Here is a 23092-nt window from a genome sequence, read left to right on the forward strand (position 1 = left end):
GATGTCCACGGAGCGGGACCGGCCGTCCACCGCTTCCGTACGCTGGCCGGGTGACCTCTCCGCGCAGGCCCTCCACCATCCGCCTGCTGTTCGCGTCCTCGCACCCGGGTCCCACCGTCACCGTCACCGTCCTGGCGGCGGTCATCGCCACCGCGGTCGGGCACCCGTTCCGGGTCGTCGTCCTGGTGGCGCTCGCCGTGGTCGCCGGGCAGCTGTCGATCGGGCTCGCCAACGACTGGATCGACGCCGACCGCGACCGGGCCGTCGGGCGGAGCGACAAACCCGTCGCCCGCGGGCTCGTCGCCGTCACCACGGTCCGGACCGCCGCGTTCGCGACCGCCGGTGTCGCCGTCGTGCTCTCGCTGTTCCTCGGTCCGGTCGCCGCCGTCGCTCACGTGGTCCTCGTCGCGGCCGGGTGGGCCTACGACGCGGGGCTGAAGCGGACGGCGGCCTCGGTCGCGCCGTTCGTCGTCGCGTTCGGGCTGCTGCCGGTCGTCGCGGTCGCTGCCGGACCCGACGGTGGGTGGCCGGCGACGTGGGCGATCGCCACCGGGGCGGTGTTCGGCGTCGCGATCCACTGCACGAACGTCCTGCCCGACCTGGTCGACGACGCGGCCACCGGTGTCCGCGGGTTCCCGCACCGCCTGGGGCTGCACGCGTCCGGGATCGTGGCGTTCGGTTCGCTCGTCGTCGCTGCCGTCCTGGTGCTGCTCGGGCAGCTCGGCGGGGACGACCCGGTCCGCGGAGCCGGTGCGTTGCTCGCGGTCATCGGTGCCGTCGTCGTGGTCGTGCTCGCGGCGGTCGGGGTGCGGCTCGTGCTCACCGGTCCGCCGACCCGCGCCCTGTTCCGGCTCGTCATCGCGTCGTCACTCGTGCTCGTGGTCGAACTCGGGATCGCGGGCGCCGCACTCGTCGCGTGAGTCGCAGGCCGGGCGCGCCGTACAGTGCACCATGACCGAAACCACGCCGACCCCCCACCTGCTCCGGCTCGGGGTGCTGGCTGTCTCCCGGAAGGCCGACGAACGTCGCCTGCCGATCCACCCTGCCCACCTCGGCCGCATCGACCCGGACCTGCGCGCACGGATGGTGCTGGAGCGGGGGTACGGGGACCGGTTCGGCGTCCCCGACCGTGACCTCGAGCCACTCGTCGCCGGGATGGCCACCCGTGACGAGATCATCGCCACGTCCGACGTGGTGCTCCTGCCGAAGCCCCTGGCCGCCGACCTCGCCGACCTCCGCGACGGCCAGGTGCTCTGGGGCTGGCCGCACTGTGTGCAGGACCAGGCCCTGACGCAGCTCGCGATCGACAAGCGTCTGACCCTGATCGCCTGGGAGGCGATGAACCACTGGCGGGAGGACGGCGGCTTCGGCCTGCACGTCTTCCACAAGAACAACGAGCTCGCCGGGTACTGCTCGGTGCTCCACGCCCTGCAGCTCTGCGGCTCCACGGGGGACTACGGCCGACGTCTCACCGCCGTCGTGATCGGGTTCGGGGCCACCGCGCGGGGAGCCGTCACCGCGCTGAACGCGCACGGCGTCCACGACGTCCGCGTCCTGACCAACCGGGACATCGCGGCGGTCGGGTCGCCGATCCCGTCGGTCGACATCCTGCAGTTCGAGCACGACGACCACACGCCCTTCGCGAGCACGGTGCGGACGCCCGACGGCCCGGTGCCGCTGGCGCCGTACCTGGCGGAGAACGACATCGTCGTGAACTGCACGCTCCAGGACCCCAACGCCCCGCTCACGTACCTGCGCACCGAGGACCTCGACGCCTTCCGGCCGGGGAGTCTCATCGTCGACGTGTCGATCGACGAGGGCATGGGCTTCAGCTGGGCTCGCTCCACTTCCTTCGCCGAGCCGATGATCACGGTGGGTGACTCGACGAACTACTACGCCGTGGACCACAGCCCGTCGCTGCTCTGGAACTCGTCGACGTGGGAGATCAGCGAGGCGCTGATGCCGTTCCTCCGGACCGTGATGTCCGGTCCGTCGGCCTGGGCGGAGTCCGACACCATCCGTCGTGCAGTGGAGATCGAGGACGGGCGGGTCCGCAACGACGCGATCCTGGCGTTCCAGGGTCGTGCGGCCGAGTACCCGCACGCCGTGACCGCCTGACCCCGGTCGCGCCCAGCCCGGTCCGTCCCTGGTCGGACCGGGCGGCCGACTCGGCGCGCGCCCGGCGCTCGCGTTCTGCGGACAGGACCGCGCCCCGGCGTGCACCGCCGCGGGTCCGGTCGTATGCTCACCGCACGGTCACGCAACGGTGCGTGACGGGACATCGAAGAGGACCGGCCATGCCAGTTGTCGACGTGACACGAACGACCACCCCCGCGCTCGGACGGGACGGCGCGCAGCTGTCCTGTCCCCGGTGTTCCCGCCCGCTGCGCGTCGCGCGGAACCAGTACTACGGCGTCGGTCTCGCCGTCCACGAGTGGCTGCACGTGTGCCCCGTGTGCCCCTGGTTCGCGTTCGCGCCCTCTCCCACCGCGGTGGCAGTGGTGTCCGGCCAGCAGCGCGCCCTGCCTCGGTGGGCGGCCCTGTTCCAGCGGTACGGACGGCACCGCACCGCCCGCTGAGCGACGGCACGGGCGACCCGACCGGCTACGCCCACGCCATCGCGTACAACCGGGCGAGAGCACCGGAGGTCGGGAGGGCCAGGACGGACCGGAGCAGCGCCTCCCGGCCGATGCCGATCGCGTCCGGGACGGCACGTCCGAGGGCCATGTTCGCCTCGGCCTGCCGACCCGCTCGACGGGCGGCGGCCTGGCGGCGGCGCGCGTATGACGGCCACGGGCCGGCCTCGCCGGTCCGCACCGCGTCGGCGAGCAACGGTGCGAGTTCCGCGGCGTCCAGCCAGCCGAGGTTCATGCCCTGCCCGCCGATCGGGCTGATCTCGTGGGCCGCGTCGCCGACCAGGACCACTCGGCCGACGCCGACACGCTCCGCGGTACGGCGCCGCACACGGAACGCGCTGAGCATCGAGCAGGTGGTCGGGTCCGGTGCGACGCCGGTCCGTTCGCGGACGATCGCCGCCAGCCGGGAGGCCTGTCCCGCCTCCGGTGCGTCCGCTGCGGCTGCCCGGGCGGCCGGGTCGACGAGCGGGTCGTCGGCGTGCAGCAGGGCGACGTAGCGCCGGCGACCGTGGGGCAGGGGGAAGGACTCGACGACCCCGGCCGGCCCGACGTCGACGAGCGCCGTGGCGCGGGCGTCCGGGTCCTCGGGGTCGGCGAAGTCGCCCATCACGTACCGATCCGGGTAGTCCCGACCGGTCGTGCCGATGCCGAGCAGGTCGCGGACGACGCTCCGGGCGCCGTCGGCACCGACCACGAACGAGGCCCGGACGGTGACGGTGCGGCCGTCCTGGTCGGTCCCGGTCGCGTCCACGTGGTCGGCGTGCCGGGCGAGGTCGACGAGCGTGGTGCCGGTGCGGAGGGCCTCGGGTGCGCTGGCGTCGAGACGTCCGCGCAGCAGGGTCTCGGTGCGGTGCTGGTCGAGCGTCGCCACGTAGGGGTGCGTGTCCGAGACGCGGGCGAACGGCAGCGCGCCGAGGACCCGACCGCGACTGCGGGCGACACCGGTGCGGACGAGGACGGCCTCCTCGAGCACGGGGCCGGCCAGGCCGACCGCGGCGAACGTGTCGAGGGACGGCGGGTGGATCCCGATGGCGCGGGAGCCGACGGGGTCGGTGGTCCGGCGTTCCCAGACCTGGACCGCGGTGCCGCGTGCTGCGAGGAGCGCGCCGAGGAACAGGCCGACCGGTCCGCCGCCGACGACGAGGACGTCCGTGGTGTCCGTGGTCACGGGGTGAGCCTACGCACGACCGTGACCGCCGCCGGCAGGAGTGCGGATCCCGACCCCCAAAGGGCCCTTTGACGGTGCCGACCCCCGACTGCCACGATGCCTCCGTGTCCACGATCGACGAACTCCGCGCGACCGCGCACCCCATCCGCCTGCGACTGCTGTCCCTGCTGACGGGCGTCGCGATGAGCGCCGCCGAGGCCGGACGGGAGCTCGGGCTGTCCCAGGCGACCGCGAGCTACCACCTCCGGGTCCTGGAGCGGGCCGGGCTCGCCCGGGTCGTCGAGGTCGTCCGACTGCGGGGTGGCGAGGCGAAGCGCTACCGACACGAGGCCTCCTCGGTGCCGTTCGACGCCCACGAGGTGCATCCGCTCGACCCCGAGGCGGCCGAGGACCGGCTGGTGTACCTCGACGCCGTGGCCGAGGAGCTCCGCCGACGCGCCCGCGACCAGGTCGACGGTCCCGGCGTCTCGACCGACGCCGAACTGTGGGTCGACCCGGAGACCTGGCGTCGTGTGGTGCAGCACATCGGCCAGGCGTCCGCGATCCTGCACGCCGCTGCCCGTCCGCCGCGGACACCCGGCACGCGTCCGGTGTCGGTCACGGCCGCCCTGTTCCCCCTCCGCCGCTCGTGAGCACCACGGTCGACAAGTTCGGTCCGCTGCGTTCCGCGCCCTTCCGGTGGCTCCTGGCAGCGCGGACGACGAGCATCCTCGGCAACGCGGTCGCCCCGATCGCCCTGGCGTTCGCGGTGCTCGACCTCACCGGGTCCGCCGCGGACCTGGGCCTCGTCGTGGCGGCGCGGTCGGTCGCGAACGTCGCGGTCCTGCTCTTCGGCGGGGTGATCGCGGACCGGTTGCCCCGCGAAATGGTCCTGGTCGGAACGTCGTCCGCGGCCGCCGTCACGCAGGCCGCGGTGGCCGTGCTCGTCATCACCGGGTCGGCGAGCATCCCGTCGCTCGTGGTGCTGAGCGTCCTGAACGGGGCGGTCGCGGCCGTCAGCCTGCCCGCCGCGGGCGCGCTCGTGCCGGACACGGTGCCCGAAGCGCAGCTCCGGCCGGCGAACGCCCTGCTCCGGCTCGGGCTCAACGGCGGGAGCATCCTCGGAGCTTCGGCCGGTGCCGGACTCGTCGCGGTGGTCGGACCGGGGTGGGGGCTCGCCGTCGACGCAGCGGGCTTCGCCGTCGCCGGGGTCCTCTTCGCGCGCATGCGACTGCCGCGCGAGCGTGCCGTGGCCGACCGGCCCGAGCGCACCTCGGTCGTCGCGGACCTCCGCGAAGGATGGCGTGAGTTCGTCGGCCGCCGCTGGGTCTGGATCGTCGTCCTGCAGTTCGCCGTGCTCAACGCCGCCTTCGTCGGGGCGACCGCGGTGCTCGGACCCGTCGTCGCGGACGCCTCGTTCGGCCGGGCGGCCTGGGGGCTCGTCGTCGCCGCGCTGTCGGTCGGACTGGCGGTCGGCGCGGTGATCGCCCTCCGGTGGCACCCCCGACACGCGCTCGGCATCGGTGTGGCGCTGATGGTCGTCGCGGCGGTACCGGTCCTCGCCCTGGCGCTCCGCCCCTCCGTCCCGGCGTTGATCGTGTCGTTCGCCGTCGCCGGGGCCGCCATCGAGGTCTTCTCGATCGCCTGGGACCAGTCCCTGCAGACGAACGTGCCGCGGGACGTCCTGGCCCGGGTCTACTCGTACGACGCCGTCGGGTCGGTCGTCGCCGTGCCGTTCGGCGAGGCGCTCGTCGGACCAGTCGCGCACACCGTCGGGACCACACCGACCCTGCTCGGCTGCGCGGTGCTCATCGTCGTCGCCACCGTGGTCGCGGCCGTCACCCCGAGCGTCCGCGGCGTCACGGTCCAGGAGGCTCCTCCGGCCTGATCCGCGGGACTGTCCGCGAACCGCACGGCCGTCGTCGTCTGCCCGCGCTCCCACCCGCACCGGTGTTCCGTACCGGGCGGATCGAACACCAGCACGAGCACCACGCCAGGAGGCAGCCATGAGCACACCCGACGACGACACCCGGCCCGTCCGTCACGCCGGAGCGAGCGACGGCACCGGCCCGGAGGGAGCGCACCGCGATGGCGAGGCCTCGCACGCCGTCCCGGCACACGACCAGGACGGACCGGACGGGGCCCGGAACCACGGGACCCGCGACGGGGCAGCGGCGACGGCCGTCGGCGGCGCCGCCCGCGCCGACCGCGGACCGACCCAGCGAGAGAGCGTCCTGGAGCGCGAGAAGGACGAGTTCGCCGGCTTCAAGTGGGGCTCGGCGTTCTTCGGCTGGCTCACCGCCACCGGTACCGCCGTCATCCTCACGGCGGTCCTCACCGCGGTCGGCGCCGGCGTCGGCCTCGGCCAGAACGCCGGTGACGTCGACAGTGCCGCGAAGGACGTCACGAAGAACGGCGACGTCGTCGGCATCGTCGCCGCCATCGCCCTCGCCGTGATCCTCTTCGTCGCCTACGTCGCAGGCGGATACGTCGCCGGCCGGATGGCACGGTTCTCCGGCGCCAAGCAGGGTGTCGCGGTGTGGATCTGGGCGGTCGTCATCGCGATCGTGGTGGCGATCGTCACCGCCGTCGCCGGCAGCCAGTTCAACGTGCTCGGGAACCTCAACAGCTTCCCGCGCATCCCCGTCGACGAGGGCACCCTGACCGTCACGGGCATCATCACGGTCGTCCTGGTCGCGGTGATCAGCCTGGTCGGCGCCGTCCTCGGTGGCCTGGCCGGCATGCGGTACCACCGCAAGGTGGACCGCGTCGGCCTCGGTCGCTGACGTCCGGCTCCGACCACCCCACGAACTCACACGCCCGCAACCCCACAGCACGAACGGAAGGAACGACCATGATCGACACGAACACCATCAACAGCGTCTTCGGCGCCAAGGTCATCGACCCGGACGGCCAGAAGGTCGGCACTGTCAAGCAGGTCTACGTCGACAACGAGGACGGGCACCCGCTCTTCGCCAGCGTCTCGACGGGGCTGTTCGGCACGTCCGAGTCCTTCGTCCCCCTCGAGGGCGCCGACCTGACCGGCGACGAACTCCGTGTCGCCTACGACAAGGACCGCATCAAGGACGCCCCGCGCATCGACGCCGACGGCGACCTGAGCGACGGCGAGCAGGACCGGATCTTCGACCACTACGGCCTCGGCAGCGGTGCCGCGGGCACGACCGGCACCGGCACCGGCACCGGCGCGGACGACGGCACGATCGGCGTCGACCCCGATCTGACCCCGACCGACCCGGCCGCAGCTGGCGGGCACCACACCGGTGACACCGCCGGTCGCGACCTCCCCGCCACCGATGACCGTGTGGCCGGAGCGGCCGGGTACGACACCACCGCGGACGCGGCGGGCGTCGCCGACAGCGACACGGTCACCGGCCGCGACACCGTGGACACCGACCGTGGCGTGACCGACACGACCGCGTCCGCCGGAAACGACACGACCGCGTCCGCCGGACACGACACGACCGCGTCCGCGGGGCACGACACGTCGGGGCCGGACACGGACGACGCGATGACCCGCTCGGAGCAGCGCCTCGACGTCGGCACGCAGCGCGTCCAGACCGGCCGCGCCCGTCTCCGCAAGCACATCGTGACGGAGCAGCAGAACGTCACCGTGCCGGTGCAGCACGAGGAACTGCGCGTCGAGACCGAGCCGATCACCGACGGCAACGTCGGTGCTGCGACCGACGGCCCGGACCTGTCCGAGGAGGAGCACGAGGTGACGCTCAGCGAGGAGCGCGTCGTCGTCGACAAGGAGACCGTCCCGGTCGAGCGCGTCCGCCTCGGCACCGAGACGGTCACCGAGCAGCAGCAGGTGTCCGAGGACGTCGCGCACGAGGAGATCGAGCTCGACCAGGACGGCGACACCCGCCGCTGAACCGTCCGGACCGCTGTGGTCCGGACCACGACCGGACGGGAGGCCCGGTGCCGGTCGGCACCTGGGCCCCCTCCGGGCAGTGCCGTCCCGCCGCGTCCCCGGCGGGGCGGTTCGTCCCGCCGCGTCCCCGGCGGGACGGCCGTGTCCGGTGGGGAGCCTCCCGTCCGTGGTTCCACCGGGACGCACGACGCGGTCACCGATCCGTCCGGGGCACTACCGTGTGCGCATGGCCGACACGGATGAGCCCCAGACCGATGAGCCGCCCGCGGGCGGCTCGACGCCCGCGCAGCACATCGACGCGATGATCGCGGCGCACCCGGACTGGCGCGGCGCGGTCCTCGCCGACGCCCGTGCCGCGGTGCTGGCCGTCGACCCGGCGATCAAGGAGACGTGGAAGTGGCGCGGTGCCCCGGTGTGGGAGCTCGACGGCATCCTCGTCGTCGGCAACGTCTTCAAGGAGGCCGTGAAGCTCGGCTTCATGTACGGCGCGTCCCTGGACGACCCGGATGGTCTCTTCAACGACGAGCTCGGCGGCAACCAGCGCCGCGCGATCAAGTACTTCGCCGGTGACGCCGTCGACGTCCCGGCGTTGCAGGCGCTCGTCCGTCGGGCGATCGAGCACGACCACACCCGACGCCAGGCCGGTCGCCGGCGTTAGCTCGTGGTGGCGCTCCGCGCGGCCCGGTCCTCGGTGACCAGGCGTCGGGCCTCCCGGGTGCGGGCGCGGAGCTTCTCGACCGGGACCTCGACCGCGTAGGCCGCGCCGATCGACACCACGACCGCCGCGGCGAAGAGCCAGACGTCGCCGAACCAGCCGATCGCGAAGGTGCCGAGCAGCGCGATGACGAGCGGGTGCCAGAGGTACGCGGAGTACGAGACCCGGCGGCCGAACCAGGCGACCGGGGTCCAGGAGAGCACCGCGGACACCGGGGTGCGGACCGAGACCAGTCCGCCGATGAGCACCGCGGCGAAGAGCCCGGTGACCGGCATGAGCAGCCCGAAGGTCCAGGCGTGCTCGGTCCAGTCGTCGTCGATCCAGAACTGCACGCCGAGGACCATGGTCGCACCGGCCCAGGTGCCGACGTGTCCGGCGAGGCCCGAGGCGAACGAACGGAAGCGCTCGTCGTCGAGCAGCAGTGCGAGCAGGCACCCCGTGGCGAGCGGGACGACGCCGAGCACGGGCGAGAAGTACACGTCCGGGGTGGACCCACCGGAGGGCGTGCGGTAGCTCAGCCAGGCCGCTGCCGAGGCGCCGACGACCACGGCGGACAGCCCGGTGAGCAGCGTGCGCCGGCGTCGTCCCAGGGCGAGCAGGAGCACGAGCACCGGCGGCCAGACCAGGTAGAACTGCTCCTCCATCGACAGGCTCCACGTGTGCGCGAAGACGCCCTGCGTGGTGTCCCAGAACGACCGGTAGAGGTTGCCGGTGTAGGTCAGGGCGATGAACGCGGCCTCGCCCGCCGAGAACGAAGCACCCTTGTAGTCCCCGACCCAGTTCCAGAGCAGCAGCCCGGCGACCACGAGTGCGAGGAGCGCCGGGTAGAGCCGGAGCAGCCGCTTCCACCAGAACACACCGAGCCGCACCGTGCCGGTCTTCCGACGTTCACGGAGGAGCAGCGTGGTGATCAGGTAGCCGGAGAGCACGAAGAAGACGGTCACGCCGATCCACCCGCCCTCGAACTGCGGCACGTGCAGGTGGTAGAGGACCACGATGACGATCGCGACCGTGCGCAGGCCGTCGAGGGCCAGGGCGCGGTGGGCGACCGGCGCGGGTGGGGCCGTCCGGGTCGGGACGGCCGGGGTCCCCGCCTCGGTGACGGTCGTCTGGGTCGGAGCCGGGGCTGCGGTCCGGGTCATCCCGCCAGTGTCCTCCGGGAGTCCAAGAACGGGCTCAGTGCGCTCCGGTCACCCAGCGCTCAGGCGTGCTGTCGACCCAACGCGCTCGCCAGGGCCTCGAGCCGTTCGGTCGCCAGATCGGGCATCGTCCGCGTCTCGTCCGGGGAGATCCACTGCGCGAACGCCAGGTGGAACACGGTCACGCCGGACTGGGCCACGAGGGTCGCGGCGGGCTCCGGGACGCCGCGGTCGCGGAGGAGCTCGGCGAGCCGGGTGCCGAGGCCGGACAGCTTCGCGAGCTCCCGTTCGCCGAGCGCTGGTTCGGCGTCGATCACCCGCTGGCGTGTGCGGGACCACTCGCGGCGGTCCTCGGGGAAGAACGCTCCGGCACCCGCCAGCGCCCGCGCCACGAGTTCGAGCAGGGGAGTGTCGGCCGAGGCCTCCTGGATCGGGCCGACGAACATCTGCAGGAAGTCGTCCTGTCCGGCGAACAGGACCTCGCGCTTGTCGGCGAAGTGCCGGAAGAAGGTGCGCTCGGTGACCGCGGCGGCACGGGCGATGTCGGCGACCGTGGTGGTCTCGAAGCCGCGATCGAGGAACAGCTGCAACGCCGTCGCCTGCAGTCGCTCCCGCGTCCCCGGTTGCCATCTCGCCATGCCGGGAGTCTACCGAGCAATGACGGTGATGACAGCCGCTGACATCGGGTGTACCGTTTCCGATGTCAGCAACTGACATCAACAAGAAGGGCATCACCATGCACGTGTTCGTCACTGGAGCCTCCGGATGGATCGGCTCCGCCACCGTCGACGAGCTCCTCACCGCCGGTCACCGCGTCACCGGGCTCGTCCGGTCCGACGCTGCTGCCGCATCCGTCGCGGCGAAGGGCGCCGAGGTCCTGCGCGGCGACCTCGACGACCTCGCGGCCCTCCGGCGCGGAGCCGAGGCCGCCGACGGGGTCGTCCACCTCGCCAACAAGCACGACTGGGCGCACCCCGAAGAGACCGACGCGGCGGAGCGAGCCGCTGTCGAGACCCTCGGCGGAGCCCTCGTGGGTAGCGACCGGCCCCTCGTCGTCGCATCCGGCGTCGCTCGACTCGCCGGTGACCGGGCCGCGACCGAGGCCGACCCCAACCCAGCCGTCGGTCCGAAGTCGATGCGCGGTGGCAGCGAGAACCGCGCCCTCGACTTCGTCGACCAGGGCGTCCGCACCGTCATCGCCCGCTTCGCCCCGACCGTGCACGGCGACGGCGATCGCGGGTTCATCGCGATGCTCGCCGAGGCGGCCCGCCGACACGGTGTCGCCGCCATGGTCGGCGACGGCTCGAACGGCTGGGCGGCGGTGCACCGGACCGACGCGGCCCGCTTGGTCCGGCTGGGTCTGGAGAGCGCGCCCGCCGGCACCCGGATGCACGTGACCGCGGAGGATGCCGTGCCGACACGCGACATCGCGCAGGCCATCGGGGACGTCCTCGGCGTGCCGGTGACCTCGATCCTTCCCGACGAGGCAGCGGCCCGTCTCGGCTTCGTCGGCACCTTCTTGGGCATGCAGCTGGCCGCGACGTCGGCCGTCACGCGGGAGCGTCTCGGCTGGCAGCCGACCGGGCCGACGCTGCTCGAGGACATCGCCGCGGGCGCGTACACGGCAGCGGGGGCCTGACGGGTCAGGCGGCTCGTCCGGACCACGCGACAGACGGGAGGCTCCCCACCGGACCGGTGGGGAGCCTCCCGTCTGTCAGTGGTGACGTCTGTCACCTCGTGGCGGCTACTCGGCCTTCTGCAGTTGCCAGGGCTCCGGCTCGCGGTCGCCGTTCGGCCGGACCGGGCGGACGTCGCCGACGATCGGGATCGAGCGCTTCCGCATGAACCACACGTAGCGGACGAAGAAGTGGGTCAGCGTCGACATGCGGTTGCCGTTGCCGAGCAGGCTGGTGATGTGGACGAACACCCACGCCGCCCAGGCGACGGGCCCGACCATCGTGATGCCGCCACGCAGCTGGGCGACCGCGGCGTTCGTGCCGATCGTCGCCATCGTGCCCTTGTCGAAGTACTTGAACCGTTCGGTCGGCTTGCCGGCCAGGCGGCGCTTGATCTGCTCGGCGACGTGCTTGCCGCCCTGCAGCGCCGGCTGCGCGAGCTGCGCGAGCGCGTCGTCCTGCGCGGCGATGTCGCCGGCAGAGAAGACACGGTCCACGCCCTTGACGCTGAGGTCGTCGTTCACCTGGATGCGGCCGCCGTGGGTCTGCGGCAGCCCCCAGTTGCCGACCTCCTTGTGTGCCGACACACCCGTCGCCCAGATCACCTGCGAGGCGGGGATGACCTCGCCGCCGGCCAGGCGGACGCCGTCGGGCATGACCTCCTCGACGCCGGAGTTCAGCCGCAGGACGACGCCGCGCTTCAGCAGGATCTTCGCCGCGTACCGACGCAGTCGCGGGGCGAACGGCTTGAGGAGCTCGCCACTGCGGTGCACGAGCGTGATCGAGATGTTGCCGCGCTCGATCTCCGGGTACGCACCGACCAGCGCCTGGTCGCGGAGTTCCGCGAGTGCCCCCGCCATCTCGACACCGGTCGCACCGCCCCCGACGATGACGACGCGGATCTCGTCCGGACCCTGCTTCGCTGCGGCCTGCTCCAGGCGCGTGAACAGCTCGTCGCGGATGCGGAGTGCCTGCGAGCGGGAGTACATCGAGTACGCGTACTCGTAGGCGCCGGGCGTCCCGAAGTAGCTCGTGTTCACGCCGTTGGCCAGGATCAGGTAGTCGTAGTGCAGGTGCTCGCCGTCGGACATCTCGGCGATGCGCTCGTCGTGCCGGATCCCGGTGAGCAGGCCGTGGCGGAAGTCGGCGTTCGACTGCCGGGCACGCAGGCTGCGGAGGAAGTACGTCACGTCGCCCGCGTTCAGGCCGCCGGTCGCCACCTGGTACATGAGTGGCTGGAACATGTTGTAGACGTGGCGGTCGACGAGCGTGACCCGGACCGGAGCGTCCTTCAGCTCACGCATGGCGGCGATCCCGGCGAATCCACCGCCGACGATGACGACGTGCGGGCGGGTGTCCTGCGGCATGGTGAGCTCCGGTTTCGTGCGGTCTGGGCCACCCAGAAGGGTACGCCGATCGCGCGCACCTGCCGTCCACCCCTGCGGCTGACGGCCGGGAGGCGCGGCTCGGTCCGCCGACTCGGCGTACCGCCCGTCGGTGCTCAGGACGTTGCCCTTGCTCGTCACGGAGTTCGCGACCAGCCGGAGGCGCGTGGGCGGGGCGGTCGGCTCGAACAGCCTCCGACCATGGCCGGCCACGGCCGGGTGGGTCATCAGCTGCAGGCGCATGGGCGCGAGCGTCGCGCTGGCCGGAGTCGGAGCACCAGGGCCTGCGCCCGCGCCCGAGTCAGTTGCCGCTGCCGTCCGTCCCACTGTCGTCGCCGTTGGTCTGGCCGCTGCCGTTGCTTTGGCCGCTGCCGTTGCTCTGGCTGCCGCCGTCGTCCTGGCTGTTGCGGCCGTCCTGGCCGCGGGGGCCGAAGCCGGGGCCGGAGAACGATGCGCCGCCGTGCGCTCCGCCGACCGCGTGGCCGACCGCGAAGCCGACGCCGCCGCCGACGAGCAGTGCTGCGAGACCGACGGCCACCGCCATGATCGGCCAGAACCACGGCGGTCGCGGTGCGGTCCGTCCGGTCGGCACCGGAGCGGGGGTGCCGGACCAGGCCGGGGGAGCGGGCTCCGTCCCGGCGGGAGCGGGACGAGCGCTGCCGGGGCCGGACTGCGGGGCGGCGGTGGCGGTGCCCGCGGAAGTGCCGGTGGGGGCGGGTGCCGGGGCAGCCGACCAGTCGTCGGTGCGCCGTCCGGAGGGGTTCGTGTCGGTCATGGGAGCAGTGCACCGCGTCGACCTTGCAGGAGTCGAAGACGGTGCTGACTCCCCGCTGCGGATCGTTCACAGGCAGCGGGTGGTGAGCCGCCTAGTCTCAGGGGATGCACGCTCTCGTCGAGACCGTCCGGATCGACGGACACCCCGTGCGTCTGCGCACCCTCGCCCCGGCAGGACGTGTCCGGGACGCCCTCGCTCCGACCATCGTCATGGTGCACGGCATCGGCATGTCCCACCGGTCGTTCCTCCGGGTGCAGGCACTGCTCTCGCAGACGCACCGGACCGTCTCGGTCGACCTGCCCGGGTTCGGTGGACTGTCCCGTGCCGGGCGCAGGTTCCAGGTGAACGAGTACGCCGACCTCGTCGTCCGGGCCGTCACCGCTCGTGGCATCAGCGACCTGGTCGTGATGGGACAGTCGATGGGCACGCAGATCGCCGTCGCCGCCGCGCTCCGCCACCCCGACGTCGTCAACTCCGTGGTCCTGGTCGGGCCGGTCGTCGACGACCGGCGGCGCTCGCTGCCGCGTCTGGGTGCGCAGCTCCTGCTCGACTGCGCGATCGAGGGCCTCAGGATGAACGTCATCGTCTTCGGTGACTACGTCCGGAGCATCCCGCAGTACGCCCGGGAACTCCTGCCCATGCGCGACTTCCGGATGCTCGACAGCGTCCGGGCCCTGACCGTGCCGGTGCTCGTGATCCGCGGCGAGCAGGACCCCATCGCCAAGCACGACTGGGTGGAGCGGCTCGTGGCCGCCGCGGACGCGGGCGCGCTCGTCGAGCTCCCCGGGCCGCACCACGTGCAGGAACACCAGCCCGTCGCCGTGGCCCGTCTCGTCGACGAGTTCCGTCGCGTCCAGACCCTGGAAGCTACCCGGGACGGCGTCCCGCTGTGACCGGCGCGACCGCCGGGACCAGCCCGGCCCGGGTCGGACTGGTGCGTCGTGCGCGATGGGCGCTCCTCGACTGGGCGTACGCCGCGGTGTGGCAGGTCAGGAGTCTCGGGCCCACCACCGCCGACGACTACCGCTCCGGCGACCGGCAGGCCGTCGTCGTGATCCCCGGCGTCTACGAGACGTGGCACTTCATGCGCCCCCTGATGGACGTGCTCCACGACCGCGGCCACCCGGTGCACGTGCTCACCGTCCTCCGGCACAACCTCAAGCCGGTCCCCGTCTCGGCGGAGGAGGTGATGGCCTACCTCGACGAGCACGACCTGCACCGGGTGCTCGTCCTCGCGCACAGCAAGGGCGGCCTGATCGGCAAGTACGCCATGACCCGACTGGACCCGCACGGCCGCATCGACCGGATGGTGGCGGTGTCGACGCCGTTCGCCGGGTCGAAGTACGCCGTCCTGGCACCTGTCCGACACCTCCGGGTGTTCCGCGCCGCCGACCCGGTGCTCGCGGGCCTGGCGCGGGAGCTCGACGCGAACGCCCGGATCACCTCGGTCTACGCGGTCTTCGACACGCTCATCCCCGGCGGCAGTGAGCTCGCAGGGGCGGAGAACGTGCGGCTGGACCTCGGCGGCCACTTCCGGATCCTCGCCGACCGGCGCACCGCGGCCGCCGTGCTGCGTGCGGCGGACGGCGACTGACGGCGTCGCTGCCGCTGGTGGTCGCGCTCGGGCCGGCACTACGCTCAGCCCCGTGGCCAGCCGGCGCATCTCCGTCGAGACGCTGATCGACGCCGACGTCGAGGCAGTCTGGGCCGCCACGCAGGACCCCCGGCAGCACGTCCGCTGGGACGTCCGGTTCTCCGAGATCGTGCCAGAGCCGGCCGACACGGACGGAGCCGCTCGCTTCACCTACGTTCGACGCTCGGCCCTCCACGACGTGCACGGCACGGGCATCTCCATCGGCGAGCGACTGCGTGACGACGGCACGGGCACCTCGGCGCTCCGCTTCGCCACCGGCGACCGACTCTCCCCGATCCGCACCGGGCGGGGCTACTGGCGGTACGTGCCGACCGACGACGGCCGGACGCGGTTCATCACCGGGTACGACCACGACTCCGGGTGGGGACAGCTCGACCTCGTCGTCCGACCGCTCCTCGGGTGGGCGACCGCGTGGAGTTCCGACCGGCTCCGCGTCTGGCTCGAGGGCGGGCCGAACCGGAGGCCCGGCCGCTCACCAGCGTCCTCCAGATGTGGCGCAGGGACCGGCCACGGGCCTCCCGGACGCGCCGCACACCGGTCGGCGGGACCCGTCGAGCCGACCCCCTGCGGGACGCCCCGGAGACCCTGGTGACGCTGGCCCGACCCGGAGGAACGTCATGACCTCGGTGTTCCAGGAAGCGCTCGGAGCCGACTTCGACCGGCTCCACCCGATGATGCAGCGACGGTTCGGTGTCGGACTCGACGCTGCTGAGGCGTGCGTCGATCGCGGCGTGATGCAGTCGATCCGCCGAGGTCCGTGGTGGACGCTGCCGTTCCTGCAGATCGGCCGGCTCCGGAACATCCTGGTGCCCGACGTCGGGAACGACGTCCCGTTCACCATCGAGAACTCCCCCCTACCGCGACGTCCTCGGCCGTGAGACCGTCACGTTCGTCCGGACCTACACCGTGCGGTCCGGGCGCACCGCACGGTTCGACGCGACGATGGTGCTCGTCGACGGCCGGGTGCTCGACTACCTGGGGTCGCACCAGCACCTGGCGGTGGACCTCGACCTGGCCGTCGACGAGCGTGGTGGGCTGGTCCTGACCTCCGATGCGCAACGGTTCCACGAGGGGCCGTTCTCGTTCCGGTTCCCGATGCTGTTCAGCGGCCGGGCGACCCTGCACGAGTGGTGGTCGGACGAGGACCGGTCCTTCCACATCGACCTCGAGGTGCACAACCGGCTGTTCGGGTTCCTCTTCGGGTACCGCGGGTCGTTCACCTGCGAGTGGGTGCCGCAACGGACGCTCCCGAGCGGTTGAAGCCGCGGCGGACCGAGGCGCGGACGTAGGCGCCAGCCGGAGCGTGCTCAGATGTCGAGGACGCCGTCGACCGCCGCGCGCCGGGACGCGATGTGGCCGGTCGCGATGTCCTCCTCCAGGTGGACCGTGACGTACTGCCGGTCGATCGGGTACCCGGCGTCGTCGAAGATCCGGTGACGCCTGCGGAGCCGCAGGAACGGCACCGCCGTGTGTTCGAACGACACGACCACCTCGGTGTCCGGCCACGACCTCTCGACGCCCACCTGCACCGAGCGGTAGTCGCTCCGCACCCGGGTGACGGTGTCGGTGTCGGCCGACCACATGATGCTCGGTTCGCTGAGCCCCGCGAGCTGCTCGCGGACCGCCGCGACACTGCGCTCGACCGTCTCCGGGTCCGGTTCCGGCGTCTGCCAGGAGGCTCCGCTCACCCCCGTCAGGTCGAGTCGCCCGATCCAGGGCGCGCGTCGGGCCTGGAGCGCGGCGTCCTCAGCCGACCACACGGCCTCGAGTTCCTCGAGGTCCGCTCCGGCGTCCTCGTCCGCAGCCGGCTCGGAGGCGTGGTCCTCGGTGACGACGACCGACGGGATGCCCGCTGCGACGTCGATGACCACCTCGCGCGCGTCGTACACGGTGTCCCAGCTGCGCCAGGGCCCGCGTTCGCCGAACGGCACCTCGACCTGTCGGGGACCGGCGGGGTGGAAGCGCAGGGTCATCCGGCCGTCCTCGATCGAGACGGCGTCGACCAGGTGGTCGACCTGCACCGTGGTGCGTTCGTCAGCCGGGGTGACGCGGACGATCTCGGTCGGTGGGGTCGGCAGGGGAGTGCTGACCGGACCGTCGCCGTCCGCGTCGTCGTCCTGGTCGTCGTCGCCGCCCAGCGGGTGGCCGAACCGGACCGTCCACTGGCTGGCAGTGCCGACCATCGTCTGGTCGTCGTCGTCACCGTCACCGTCGTCGGTCCCGGCACGGTCTTCGTCTTCGTCGTCCGGCTCGGTCCACGCGTCACGGTCGGGCCAGAACGGTGCCACCTCGGCCCACTCGAGCGTCTCCGGGTCGATCCGGGACATGTCGTCGTCCTCGTCCGTGCCGCCCGTCCCCGACGTCCAGAACGAGGCGTCGCGGGGATCGCCGACCCACAGCCCCTCGGCGTCGACCCCGATCGGTCGCCGGTCGCCGAGTTCCACGGACCGCGGCGGCTGCTCGGGTGACAGGAACACGGCCGTCCGGGACGACTGCTCCAGGTTCTCCGCCTCGTAGACGACCCACACGCCGGACGGGATCGCCCAGATGTCGGTCCGTTCGACGGCGACCACCGGCAGGGGTGCCGTCGGCCAGGTCAGCCACCGTCGGAACTCGTCACCCCGCACCACGGCGGCCACCGGCCTGTTCGTGTCCGGGACGATCGTCACCGCTCCGACCGCGACGGCGTCGAGCGGGTCGAGCGGGTCGAGGGGGGCGGGAAGTCCGGGCTCATCGGTCACGTCGACGACGCTAGCGGCCGGGTCTCGGACCTGCGGCCCCGACCGCGCCTTCACCGCGTCGCGACGCTCGCGCGCTCGACGATCCGGTGTGGCACGACGACGGTCCGGACCGGTGCCTCCCGGTCCTCGATCCGTCGTTCGAGCAGGTCGAGCGCGGCGCCCGCGAACGCCCGCCTGTCGAACGACACCGTCGTCAGCGCGGGGACCGCGAACGCGGCCTGGTCGACGTCGTCGAACCCGACGACGCTCACCTGCTCCGGCACCCGGACGCCCCGGCTGGCCAGGACGTGCAGCACCCCGAACGCGATCGAGTCCGTGAACGCGAACACCGCGTCGGGCAGCGGGTTCCGGTCCAGCCACTCGCCGAACGTCCGTGCCGCGGCCGGCGTCGTCCACTCCGGCAGCGGGACCCGGAGCGCCGGGTCGACTGGGACACGCCGTGCCGCCAGCGCGTCCTCGTGCCCGAGCTGCCGCGTTCGTGCGGTGGCGGTGACGACGTCGCCACGCTCGGCGCCGACGATCGCGATCCGCCGGTGCCCACGGTCGAGGAGCATCGTCGTGACCTCGCGCGCAGCCGCCCGGCTGTCGACGTGCACCTGGTCGACGTGCTCCGGTTCGACCTCGCCGATCACGACGGTCGGCGGCAGGCCGTCGGTGTTCGCGAGGGTGCTGGCGTCGAGCGACACCGGGTTGAGGACGAGACCGTCGACCAGGTGCGCCCGCGCCCGCGAGACCAGGTCGCGTTCCCGTTCCGGGTCGGTCGCGGTCTGTTCGAGCTGCACGACCAGGCCGCGGTCGTGCGCCAGGACCACGAACCACCGCGCGAGGTCCGCCGAGTAGGCACTCGCGAGCTCCGGCAGCGTCACAGCGATCGCCCCGGTCCGGCCGTTCCGCAGGCCCCGGGCGGACAGGTTCGGCACGTAGCTGAGTTCGACGACCGCGGCTTCGACCCGGGCGCGGGTCTCCGGGCGCACGACGACACCGCCGTTGACGACGTTGGAGACGGTCTTGGGGGACACCCCGGCGAGGGCGGCCACGTCCCGCACGGTGGCGCGCATGACAGCACCGTAGCGCGCGGGGCGCATGCAGTCGGCGGGTCGTCGCGCGTCAGACCCGGCCATCTGCCGGACGGGAGGCGCGTCCCGACCGTTCACGCGCCTCCCGTCGACGGCGGTCGCGCCCGCACGGCGGGACGGTCAACCCCTCGTCAGCCGGAGCTCCGTCGGCGTGTCCCGACCGATCGTCAGCGTCGACTCCGCGCTGCCGGCACGGACCGCGTAGTCGCCGCGGAACCCGCGGAACGTCGCCCGTCCGGAGTCGTCGGTGCGGAGGGTCGTCGGGTCGGTCCACCACTCGTCCTTCACCAGCCGACGGAGTGCGTCGTAGGCGGGCTTCGGCGTGCCGTCCGCCCGCACGAGCCCGATCGGCGCGTTGAGCCAGGCGCCCTGGTCGGTGATGCCCCAGTAGGTGATCGCCTCGACGGCGGGGTGCCCGACCAGACTGCGGTAGTGCCGTTCGAGTTCGTCGGCCTGGCGTGCTTCCCCCTCGGGCGTCGACGGCCACGAGTCCACGCGGTGGTCGTTGAGGTCGACGATGTGCGCGGGCATCAGGTCGCCGGACACGAGCGAGGTCTCGGTCAGGTGCAGCGGCAGACCGTACCGGGCGAAGCGGTCGACCATCGCGAGCATGGTGTCCTCGCCCCAGTACCCCTGGTGCATGTGGGTCTGCAGCCCGATGGCGTCGATGCGGATGCCGGCCTCGAGGACGCCCTCGATCAGGCACTCGTACGCGTCCGACAGGTCGAAGTCGTTGAGCAGCAGGGTGACGGTGGGGTTGGTGGCGCGGGCCTCGTCGACGGCCATCCGGATCATCGCGAGCCGGCCACGGGCCAGGGCGAGGGGTGTGATGCCGTTGTCGCCGTTCGCGAAGTGCGGCATGATCACGACCTCGTTGATCGCGTCCCAGGTGTCGACCAGGCCGGTGAAGTCGCGCACCTCGCGGCGGATCCGCTCCCGCTGGAGGCGCTCGACCTCGTCCGTGTCCAACCCGAGCAACCAGTCCGGCTGCACGGTGTGCCAGACCAGCGGGTGTCCCTTCGTCGCGACACCGCGGTCTCGGAACCAAGCGGCGGTCCGCTGCAGTCGCTCGGTGTCGGGGCGGCCGCGCTCCGGCTCGAAGCGGCCCCAGTAGAAGGGCAGCGTCGCGGTGTTGAACACGTCGAGCCAGAGGTCGGCGAGCTCGGGCGTACCGGGGTCGTCGTCCGGGTCGTGTTCGTCGGGCGCGTCACCGTTCGCGAGGCCGACGAAGTCGAACCCGATGTTGCCGAACCCGAACGCGTGCCGCTGCTGTTCCACGACGACCTCGGTTCCCGTCCGGGGTGTGCCGTCTGCGTCGAGCACGGTGACGAGGGCCTCGCCGGTCCGGTGTGCTGTGTCCTGGTGCGTCGCCATCGACGGCCTCCCGTATTTGTTGTGAGCGGGAACTTATCAGGTCCGCCAGCCGCGCGCGAGGGTGGCTGCGTGGCCGGGTACGCGAGACCGGGTGGCCGAGTGCGCGAGACGCCCCCGTCTGCGCGAGACGCCGCCGAGTGCGCGAGACGCCGCGGAGTTCGGCGGCGTCTCCGACGGTTGGCGGCGTCTCGCGCAGACGCCGGAGTCGCGCGGGGCGGACGGGAGGCGCGGGGCGGGCTGGCACTGTGCCTCCCGTCCGACGCCTCCGAGTCCTCGAGACGCCGCCGAGTTGCCGAGACGCCGCGGAGTTCGGCGGCGTCTCGAACGAGTCGCGGCGTCTCGCGGAGACGGCAGCGCCTCGCGCCTCAGGAACCGGGTGGGGGCGCAGCCGTGCTCGCCCGGACCACGAGCGACGCCGGCAGCTGCACGTGCGCCGGGACGTCGCGGCCGCCGAGGAGCTCGAGCAGCATCCGGAGCGCCTCGGCGCCGAGGTCGTGCAGCGGCTGCGCGACCGTGGTCAGCGGGGGAGTGGCGTTCGCAGCCTGGGGGACGTCGTCGAAGCCCACGACGGACAGGTCCTGCGGCACCCGGAGCCCGAGTTCCCCGGCGACCTGCAGCACCCCGATGGCCGAGCTGTCGTTCGCCGCGAAGACCGCGGTCGGCCGGTCGTGGCGTGCGAGCAGTCCGCGGGCGACCTCGGCGGTGGCAGCGGTCTGGTAGTCGCCGACCCGCACCAGGTCGGGGTCGAAGGGGATGCCCGCGGCCTCGAGCGACTGGCGGTACCCGATCTCGCGGAGTTCGGCCGACGCCAGGTCGGCACGCCCGCGGATGTGGGCGATCCGGCGGTGACCCAACGCGATGAGGTGCTCCGTGGCGGCCCGGGCGCCGCCGACGTTGTCCGAGTCGATCGCGGCGTGGCCCTCGGGCCCGGTGTGCGGGTCGATCGAGACGACGGGGATGGGGGTGCTCGCCATCAGGGTCGTGGGGGTGACGACGATCGCACCGTCGATCAGTGTGCCGGCCAGGCGGGACAGGGACCGGCGCTCCCAGCCGGGTCGGGCCTCTCCGCTGACGAGTCCGGCGTAGGCGAGGAGCTCGTACCCGGTGCCGTCGGCAGCGGACGAGATGCCCTTGAGCAACTCGGTGGAGAACGGCTCGAACTCGGTGACCAGGATGCCGATCACGTCGGTACGGCTGCGGCGCAGGCTGCGTGCGACCAGGGAACTCTCGTACCCGAGGGACTCGATCACGGCCATCACCCGCTGCGACGTGGCGGCGGCGACACCATCGCGTCCGTTGATCACCTTCGACACGGTCGGGACGGAGACACCGGCGGCTCGCGCGACATCGCTGATGGTGGTCCGCCCCGGGAGGGGAGCAGGACGGGCGATGGCATCCACGACGACACCGTACTCGTCCCCGGGCCCCGTTCCGTCCCGGTGAACCAACTTCGTGCCGCGTGGCGCACCCGACAGAAATCGTTATCGAAATCGATTGACAAGCCGATCGAGCCCCGGGCATGCTCTCCGTGCGGCCTCGCGGTCGCATGTCAACGACGACTACCGAGGGACTCCACAATGACGAGGAAGAACAGGTTCGCGGCGGCCATCGCCATCGCAGCCGGCACCGCACTGCTCGCCACGGGCTGCTCGAGCGGCGGAGCCGCAGACGACGGCAACGGCAACGGCAAGGTCACGATGACCTTCTGGCACAACTCCACCACCGGGCCGGGCAAGGCCTACTGGGCGGACACCGTCAAGGCGTTCGAGGCGAAGAACCCGAACGTCACGATCAAGATCCAGGCCATCCAGAACGAGGACCTGGACGGCAAGCTCCAGACCGCGCTCAACTCCGGCGACGGCCCCGACGTGTTCCTGCAGCGCGGTGGCGGCAAGCTCAACGCGATGATCAACGCCGGGCAGCTGCTCGACATCAAGGACTCGATCAGCGCGGACGCCAAGAAGTCCATCAGCGCCGGCACCTTCTCGGGCTACGACGCGAAGGACGGCACCTACGCCATGCCCGTCGCCGTGCTGCCCGAGGGCATCTGGTACTCGAAGGACCTGTTCGAGAAGGCCGGCATCGACGGCACGCCCACCACGATGGACGAGCTGAACGACGACATCGCCAAGCTCAAGGACTCCGGGGTCGACCCGGTCGCCGTCGGCGCGAAGGACGCCTGGCCGGCCGCGCACTGGTACTACAACTTCGCCCTCCGCGCCTGCAGCGAGAAGACCCTGACCGGCGCTGCGGAGTCGCTGGAGTTCGACAACGCCTGCTGGACCAAGGCCGGCAAGGACCTCGAGGCCTTCAACGACACCAAGCCGTTCAACAAGGGCTTCCTCACCACCGCCGCACAGCAGGGCGCCGGCAGCTCCGCCGGTCTCCTCGCCAACCACAAGGCGGCCATGGAACTCATGGGCGCGTGGGACCCGGGTGTGATCTCCTCGCTGACCCCGGACGCCAAGCCGCTGCCGGACCTCGGCTGGTTCCCGTTCCCCGCGGTCGAGGGTGGCAAGGGTGACCCGAAGTCGATGATGGGCGGCGTCGACGGCTACTCCTGCACCGCGCAGGCCCCGAAGAAGGCGTGCACCGACTTCCTCAACTTCATCGTGGAGAAGGACAACCAGGAGGGCTACTACAAGGCCTTCCAGGCGATCCCCGTCAACCAGGACGCCCAGTCCGTCGTGTCGGAGTCGTACCTGAAGTCCGCTCTCGCCGCGTACAAGGACGCCCCGTTCGTGTCGCAGTACCTCGACACCCTCTACGGCCAGAACGTCGGCAACGCGCTGAACACCAGCGTCGTCGACGTCCTCGCCGACAAGGGCACCGCCAAGGACATCGTCACCACCACCAACCAGGCTGCGGCCAAGGGCTGA

At 72.3% G+C, this 23092-nt stretch carries 24 protein-coding genes; 15 read left to right on the top strand and 9 right to left on the bottom strand.

Annotated elements, in window-relative coordinates; all coding sequences use genetic code 11:
- Window positions 1-50 precede the first annotated feature (50 nt).
- From DEJ25_RS05040 to DEJ25_RS05050, 3 genes are all read left to right on the top strand, one after another.
- Window positions 51-920 (top strand): UbiA family prenyltransferase, encoded by an 870-nt coding sequence (locus tag DEJ25_RS05040; protein ID WP_111043975.1) that lies wholly within the window; start codon window positions 51-53, stop codon window positions 918-920.
- Between the two features lie 31 nt (window positions 921-951).
- A complete protein-coding gene (locus tag DEJ25_RS05045; RefSeq protein WP_110904884.1) occupies window positions 952-2118 on the top strand; it encodes a N(5)-(carboxyethyl)ornithine synthase in 1167 nt (388 codons plus the stop codon).
- A 194-nt stretch (window positions 2119-2312) separates the two neighbouring features.
- The gene (locus DEJ25_RS05050) at window positions 2313-2579 is read left to right on the top strand and encodes a hypothetical protein (protein WP_181427348.1); all 267 of its coding nucleotides are present in this window, start codon (window positions 2313-2315) and stop codon (window positions 2577-2579) included.
- A gap of 25 nt (window positions 2580-2604) precedes the next feature.
- Here the strand turns inward: DEJ25_RS05050 and DEJ25_RS05055 are convergent, their stop codons facing one another.
- The gene (locus DEJ25_RS05055; protein WP_111043977.1) at window positions 2605-3804 is read right to left on the bottom strand and encodes an NAD(P)/FAD-dependent oxidoreductase; all 1200 of its coding nucleotides are present in this window, start codon (window positions 3802-3804) and stop codon (window positions 2605-2607) included.
- Window positions 3805-3908: 104 nt separating this feature from the next.
- Here DEJ25_RS05055 and DEJ25_RS05060 point away from each other — a divergent pair, with 104 nt between their 5' ends.
- From DEJ25_RS05060 to DEJ25_RS05080, 5 genes are all read left to right on the top strand, one after another.
- Window positions 3909-4436 (top strand): helix-turn-helix domain-containing protein, encoded by a 528-nt coding sequence (locus DEJ25_RS05060; RefSeq protein WP_111043978.1) that lies wholly within the window; start codon window positions 3909-3911, stop codon window positions 4434-4436.
- Complete coding sequence (locus DEJ25_RS05065; protein ID WP_111043979.1) at window positions 4433-5671, top strand: MFS transporter; 1239 nt, start codon at window positions 4433-4435, stop codon at window positions 5669-5671. Before DEJ25_RS05060 ends, DEJ25_RS05065 begins: the two co-directional genes overlap by 4 nt.
- A 118-nt stretch (window positions 5672-5789) precedes the next feature.
- Window positions 5790-6569: a hypothetical protein gene (locus DEJ25_RS05070; protein ID WP_181427349.1), complete on the top strand. Its 780-nt coding sequence runs from the start codon at window positions 5790-5792 to the stop codon at window positions 6567-6569.
- Window positions 6570-6637: 68 nt separating this feature from the next.
- Window positions 6638-7678 carry a DUF2382 domain-containing protein gene (locus tag DEJ25_RS05075; RefSeq protein WP_111043980.1) on the top strand — a complete coding sequence of 347 codons (1041 nt, stop codon included), beginning with the start codon at window positions 6638-6640 and terminating at the stop codon, window positions 7676-7678.
- A gap of 226 nt (window positions 7679-7904) precedes the next feature.
- Complete coding sequence (locus DEJ25_RS05080; protein ID WP_111043981.1) at window positions 7905-8336, top strand: DUF1801 domain-containing protein; 432 nt, start codon at window positions 7905-7907, stop codon at window positions 8334-8336.
- On the opposite strand, the gene DEJ25_RS05085 is transcribed toward DEJ25_RS05080, so the two are convergent.
- Together DEJ25_RS05085 and DEJ25_RS05090 are read right to left on the bottom strand one after the other, a co-directional pair.
- Window positions 8333-9535 carry an acyltransferase gene (locus DEJ25_RS05085; protein WP_111043982.1) on the bottom strand — a complete coding sequence of 401 codons (1203 nt, stop codon included), beginning with the start codon at window positions 9533-9535 and terminating at the stop codon, window positions 8333-8335. The two genes, DEJ25_RS05080 and DEJ25_RS05085, sit on opposite strands and share 4 nt — an antisense overlap.
- 59 nt (window positions 9536-9594) lie before the next feature.
- A complete protein-coding gene (locus tag DEJ25_RS05090) occupies window positions 9595-10170 on the bottom strand; it encodes a TetR family transcriptional regulator (RefSeq protein WP_110904892.1) in 576 nt (191 codons plus the stop codon).
- Between the two features lie 62 nt (window positions 10171-10232).
- Here DEJ25_RS05090 and DEJ25_RS05095 point away from each other — a divergent pair, with 62 nt between their 5' ends.
- Window positions 10233-11171, top strand: a complete 939-nt coding sequence (locus DEJ25_RS05095; RefSeq protein ID WP_258366312.1) for an SDR family oxidoreductase — start codon at window positions 10233-10235, stop codon at window positions 11169-11171.
- A 105-nt stretch (window positions 11172-11276) separates the two neighbouring features.
- Here DEJ25_RS05095 and DEJ25_RS05100 read toward each other — a convergent pair whose 3' ends face one another.
- Entirely contained in the window at window positions 11277-12836 is a 1560-nt protein-coding gene (locus DEJ25_RS05100) for an NAD(P)/FAD-dependent oxidoreductase (protein WP_258366421.1), read from the bottom strand.
- A gap of 58 nt (window positions 12837-12894) precedes the next feature.
- A complete protein-coding gene (locus DEJ25_RS05105; protein WP_111043983.1) occupies window positions 12895-13368 on the bottom strand; it encodes a hypothetical protein in 474 nt (157 codons plus the stop codon).
- Between the two features lie 104 nt (window positions 13369-13472).
- Between DEJ25_RS05105 and DEJ25_RS05110 the strand changes: the two genes are divergently transcribed.
- Genes DEJ25_RS05110 through DEJ25_RS16965 form a run of 5 tightly spaced genes read left to right on the top strand, consistent with a single transcriptional unit; the run spans window position 13473 to window position 16282 of the window.
- Window positions 13473-14261, top strand: coding sequence for an alpha/beta fold hydrolase (locus DEJ25_RS05110; protein WP_111043984.1), 789 nt, complete (start codon window positions 13473-13475; stop codon window positions 14259-14261).
- Entirely contained in the window at window positions 14258-14962 is a 705-nt protein-coding gene (locus tag DEJ25_RS05115; RefSeq protein ID WP_258366422.1) for a triacylglycerol lipase, read from the top strand. Before DEJ25_RS05110 ends, DEJ25_RS05115 begins: the two co-directional genes overlap by 4 nt.
- A 52-nt stretch (window positions 14963-15014) precedes the next feature.
- Entirely contained in the window at window positions 15015-15614 is a 600-nt protein-coding gene (locus DEJ25_RS05120; RefSeq protein WP_111043985.1) for an SRPBCC family protein, read from the top strand.
- Between the two features lie 25 nt (window positions 15615-15639).
- On the top strand, window positions 15640-15900 hold the full coding sequence (locus tag DEJ25_RS16960) for a DUF4166 domain-containing protein (protein ID WP_258366423.1): 261 nt from the start codon (window positions 15640-15642) through the stop codon (window positions 15898-15900).
- A gap of 28 nt (window positions 15901-15928) precedes the next feature.
- Window positions 15929-16282 carry a DUF4166 domain-containing protein gene (locus DEJ25_RS16965; RefSeq protein WP_258366424.1) on the top strand — a complete coding sequence of 118 codons (354 nt, stop codon included), beginning with the start codon at window positions 15929-15931 and terminating at the stop codon, window positions 16280-16282.
- Window positions 16283-16329: 47 nt separating this feature from the next.
- Here DEJ25_RS16965 and DEJ25_RS05130 read toward each other — a convergent pair whose 3' ends face one another.
- The 4 genes from DEJ25_RS05130 to DEJ25_RS05145 all read right to left on the bottom strand — a co-directional run bounded on the left by DEJ25_RS05130 (window position 16330) and on the right by DEJ25_RS05145 (window position 21613).
- Window positions 16330-17763: a hypothetical protein gene (locus DEJ25_RS05130; protein WP_146240619.1), complete on the bottom strand. Its 1434-nt coding sequence runs from the start codon at window positions 17761-17763 to the stop codon at window positions 16330-16332.
- A gap of 50 nt (window positions 17764-17813) precedes the next feature.
- Window positions 17814-18821 (bottom strand): LacI family DNA-binding transcriptional regulator, encoded by a 1008-nt coding sequence (locus tag DEJ25_RS05135; protein WP_111044098.1) that lies wholly within the window; start codon window positions 18819-18821, stop codon window positions 17814-17816.
- 138 nt (window positions 18822-18959) lie between these two features.
- On the bottom strand, window positions 18960-20213 hold the full coding sequence (locus DEJ25_RS05140) for an endo-1,4-beta-xylanase (RefSeq protein ID WP_111043987.1): 1254 nt from the start codon (window positions 20211-20213) through the stop codon (window positions 18960-18962).
- Window positions 20214-20578: 365 nt separating this feature from the next.
- The gene (locus DEJ25_RS05145) at window positions 20579-21613 is read right to left on the bottom strand and encodes a LacI family DNA-binding transcriptional regulator (protein ID WP_258366355.1); all 1035 of its coding nucleotides are present in this window, start codon (window positions 21611-21613) and stop codon (window positions 20579-20581) included.
- Window positions 21614-21790: 177 nt separating this feature from the next.
- Here DEJ25_RS05145 and DEJ25_RS05150 point away from each other — a divergent pair, with 177 nt between their 5' ends.
- Window positions 21791-23092, top strand: a complete 1302-nt coding sequence (locus tag DEJ25_RS05150) for an ABC transporter substrate-binding protein (RefSeq protein WP_110904897.1) — start codon at window positions 21791-21793, stop codon at window positions 23090-23092.

This window comes from Curtobacterium sp. MCPF17_011 (assembly GCF_003234145.1).
Lineage (GTDB): Bacteria > Actinomycetota > Actinomycetes > Actinomycetales > Microbacteriaceae > Curtobacterium.

Excerpts from the sequence above, each read along its gene's own strand:
- DEJ25_RS05045 (WP_110904884.1), top strand. The coding sequence starts at position 952 with ATGACCGAAACCACGCCGACCCCCCACCTGCTCCGGCTCGGGGTGCTG.
- DEJ25_RS05070 (WP_181427349.1), top strand. The coding sequence starts at position 5,790 with ATGAGCACACCCGACGACGACACCCGGCCCGTCCGTCACGCCGGAGCG.
- DEJ25_RS05075 (WP_111043980.1), top strand. The coding sequence starts at position 6,638 with ATGATCGACACGAACACCATCAACAGCGTCTTCGGCGCCAAGGTCATC.
- DEJ25_RS05080 (WP_111043981.1), top strand. The coding sequence starts at position 7,905 with ATGGCCGACACGGATGAGCCCCAGACCGATGAGCCGCCCGCGGGCGGC.
- DEJ25_RS05085 (WP_111043982.1), bottom strand. The coding sequence starts at position 9,535 with ATGACCCGGACCGCAGCCCCGGCTCCGACCCAGACGACCGTCACCGAG.
- DEJ25_RS05090 (WP_110904892.1), bottom strand. The coding sequence starts at position 10,170 with ATGGCGAGATGGCAACCGGGGACGCGGGAGCGACTGCAGGCGACGGCG.
- DEJ25_RS05095 (WP_258366312.1), top strand. The coding sequence starts at position 10,233 with ATGTCAGCAACTGACATCAACAAGAAGGGCATCACCATGCACGTGTTC.
- DEJ25_RS05100 (WP_258366421.1), bottom strand. The coding sequence starts at position 12,836 with ATGCGCCTGCAGCTGATGACCCACCCGGCCGTGGCCGGCCATGGTCGG.
- DEJ25_RS05105 (WP_111043983.1), bottom strand. The coding sequence starts at position 13,368 with ATGACCGACACGAACCCCTCCGGACGGCGCACCGACGACTGGTCGGCT.
- DEJ25_RS05110 (WP_111043984.1), top strand. The coding sequence starts at position 13,473 with ATGCACGCTCTCGTCGAGACCGTCCGGATCGACGGACACCCCGTGCGT.
- DEJ25_RS16960 (WP_258366423.1), top strand. The coding sequence starts at position 15,640 with ATGACCTCGGTGTTCCAGGAAGCGCTCGGAGCCGACTTCGACCGGCTC.
- DEJ25_RS05135 (WP_111044098.1), bottom strand. The coding sequence starts at position 18,821 with ATGCGCGCCACCGTGCGGGACGTGGCCGCCCTCGCCGGGGTGTCCCCC.
- DEJ25_RS05140 (WP_111043987.1), bottom strand. The coding sequence starts at position 20,213 with ATGGCGACGCACCAGGACACAGCACACCGGACCGGCGAGGCCCTCGTC.
- DEJ25_RS05150 (WP_110904897.1), top strand. The coding sequence starts at position 21,791 with ATGACGAGGAAGAACAGGTTCGCGGCGGCCATCGCCATCGCAGCCGGC.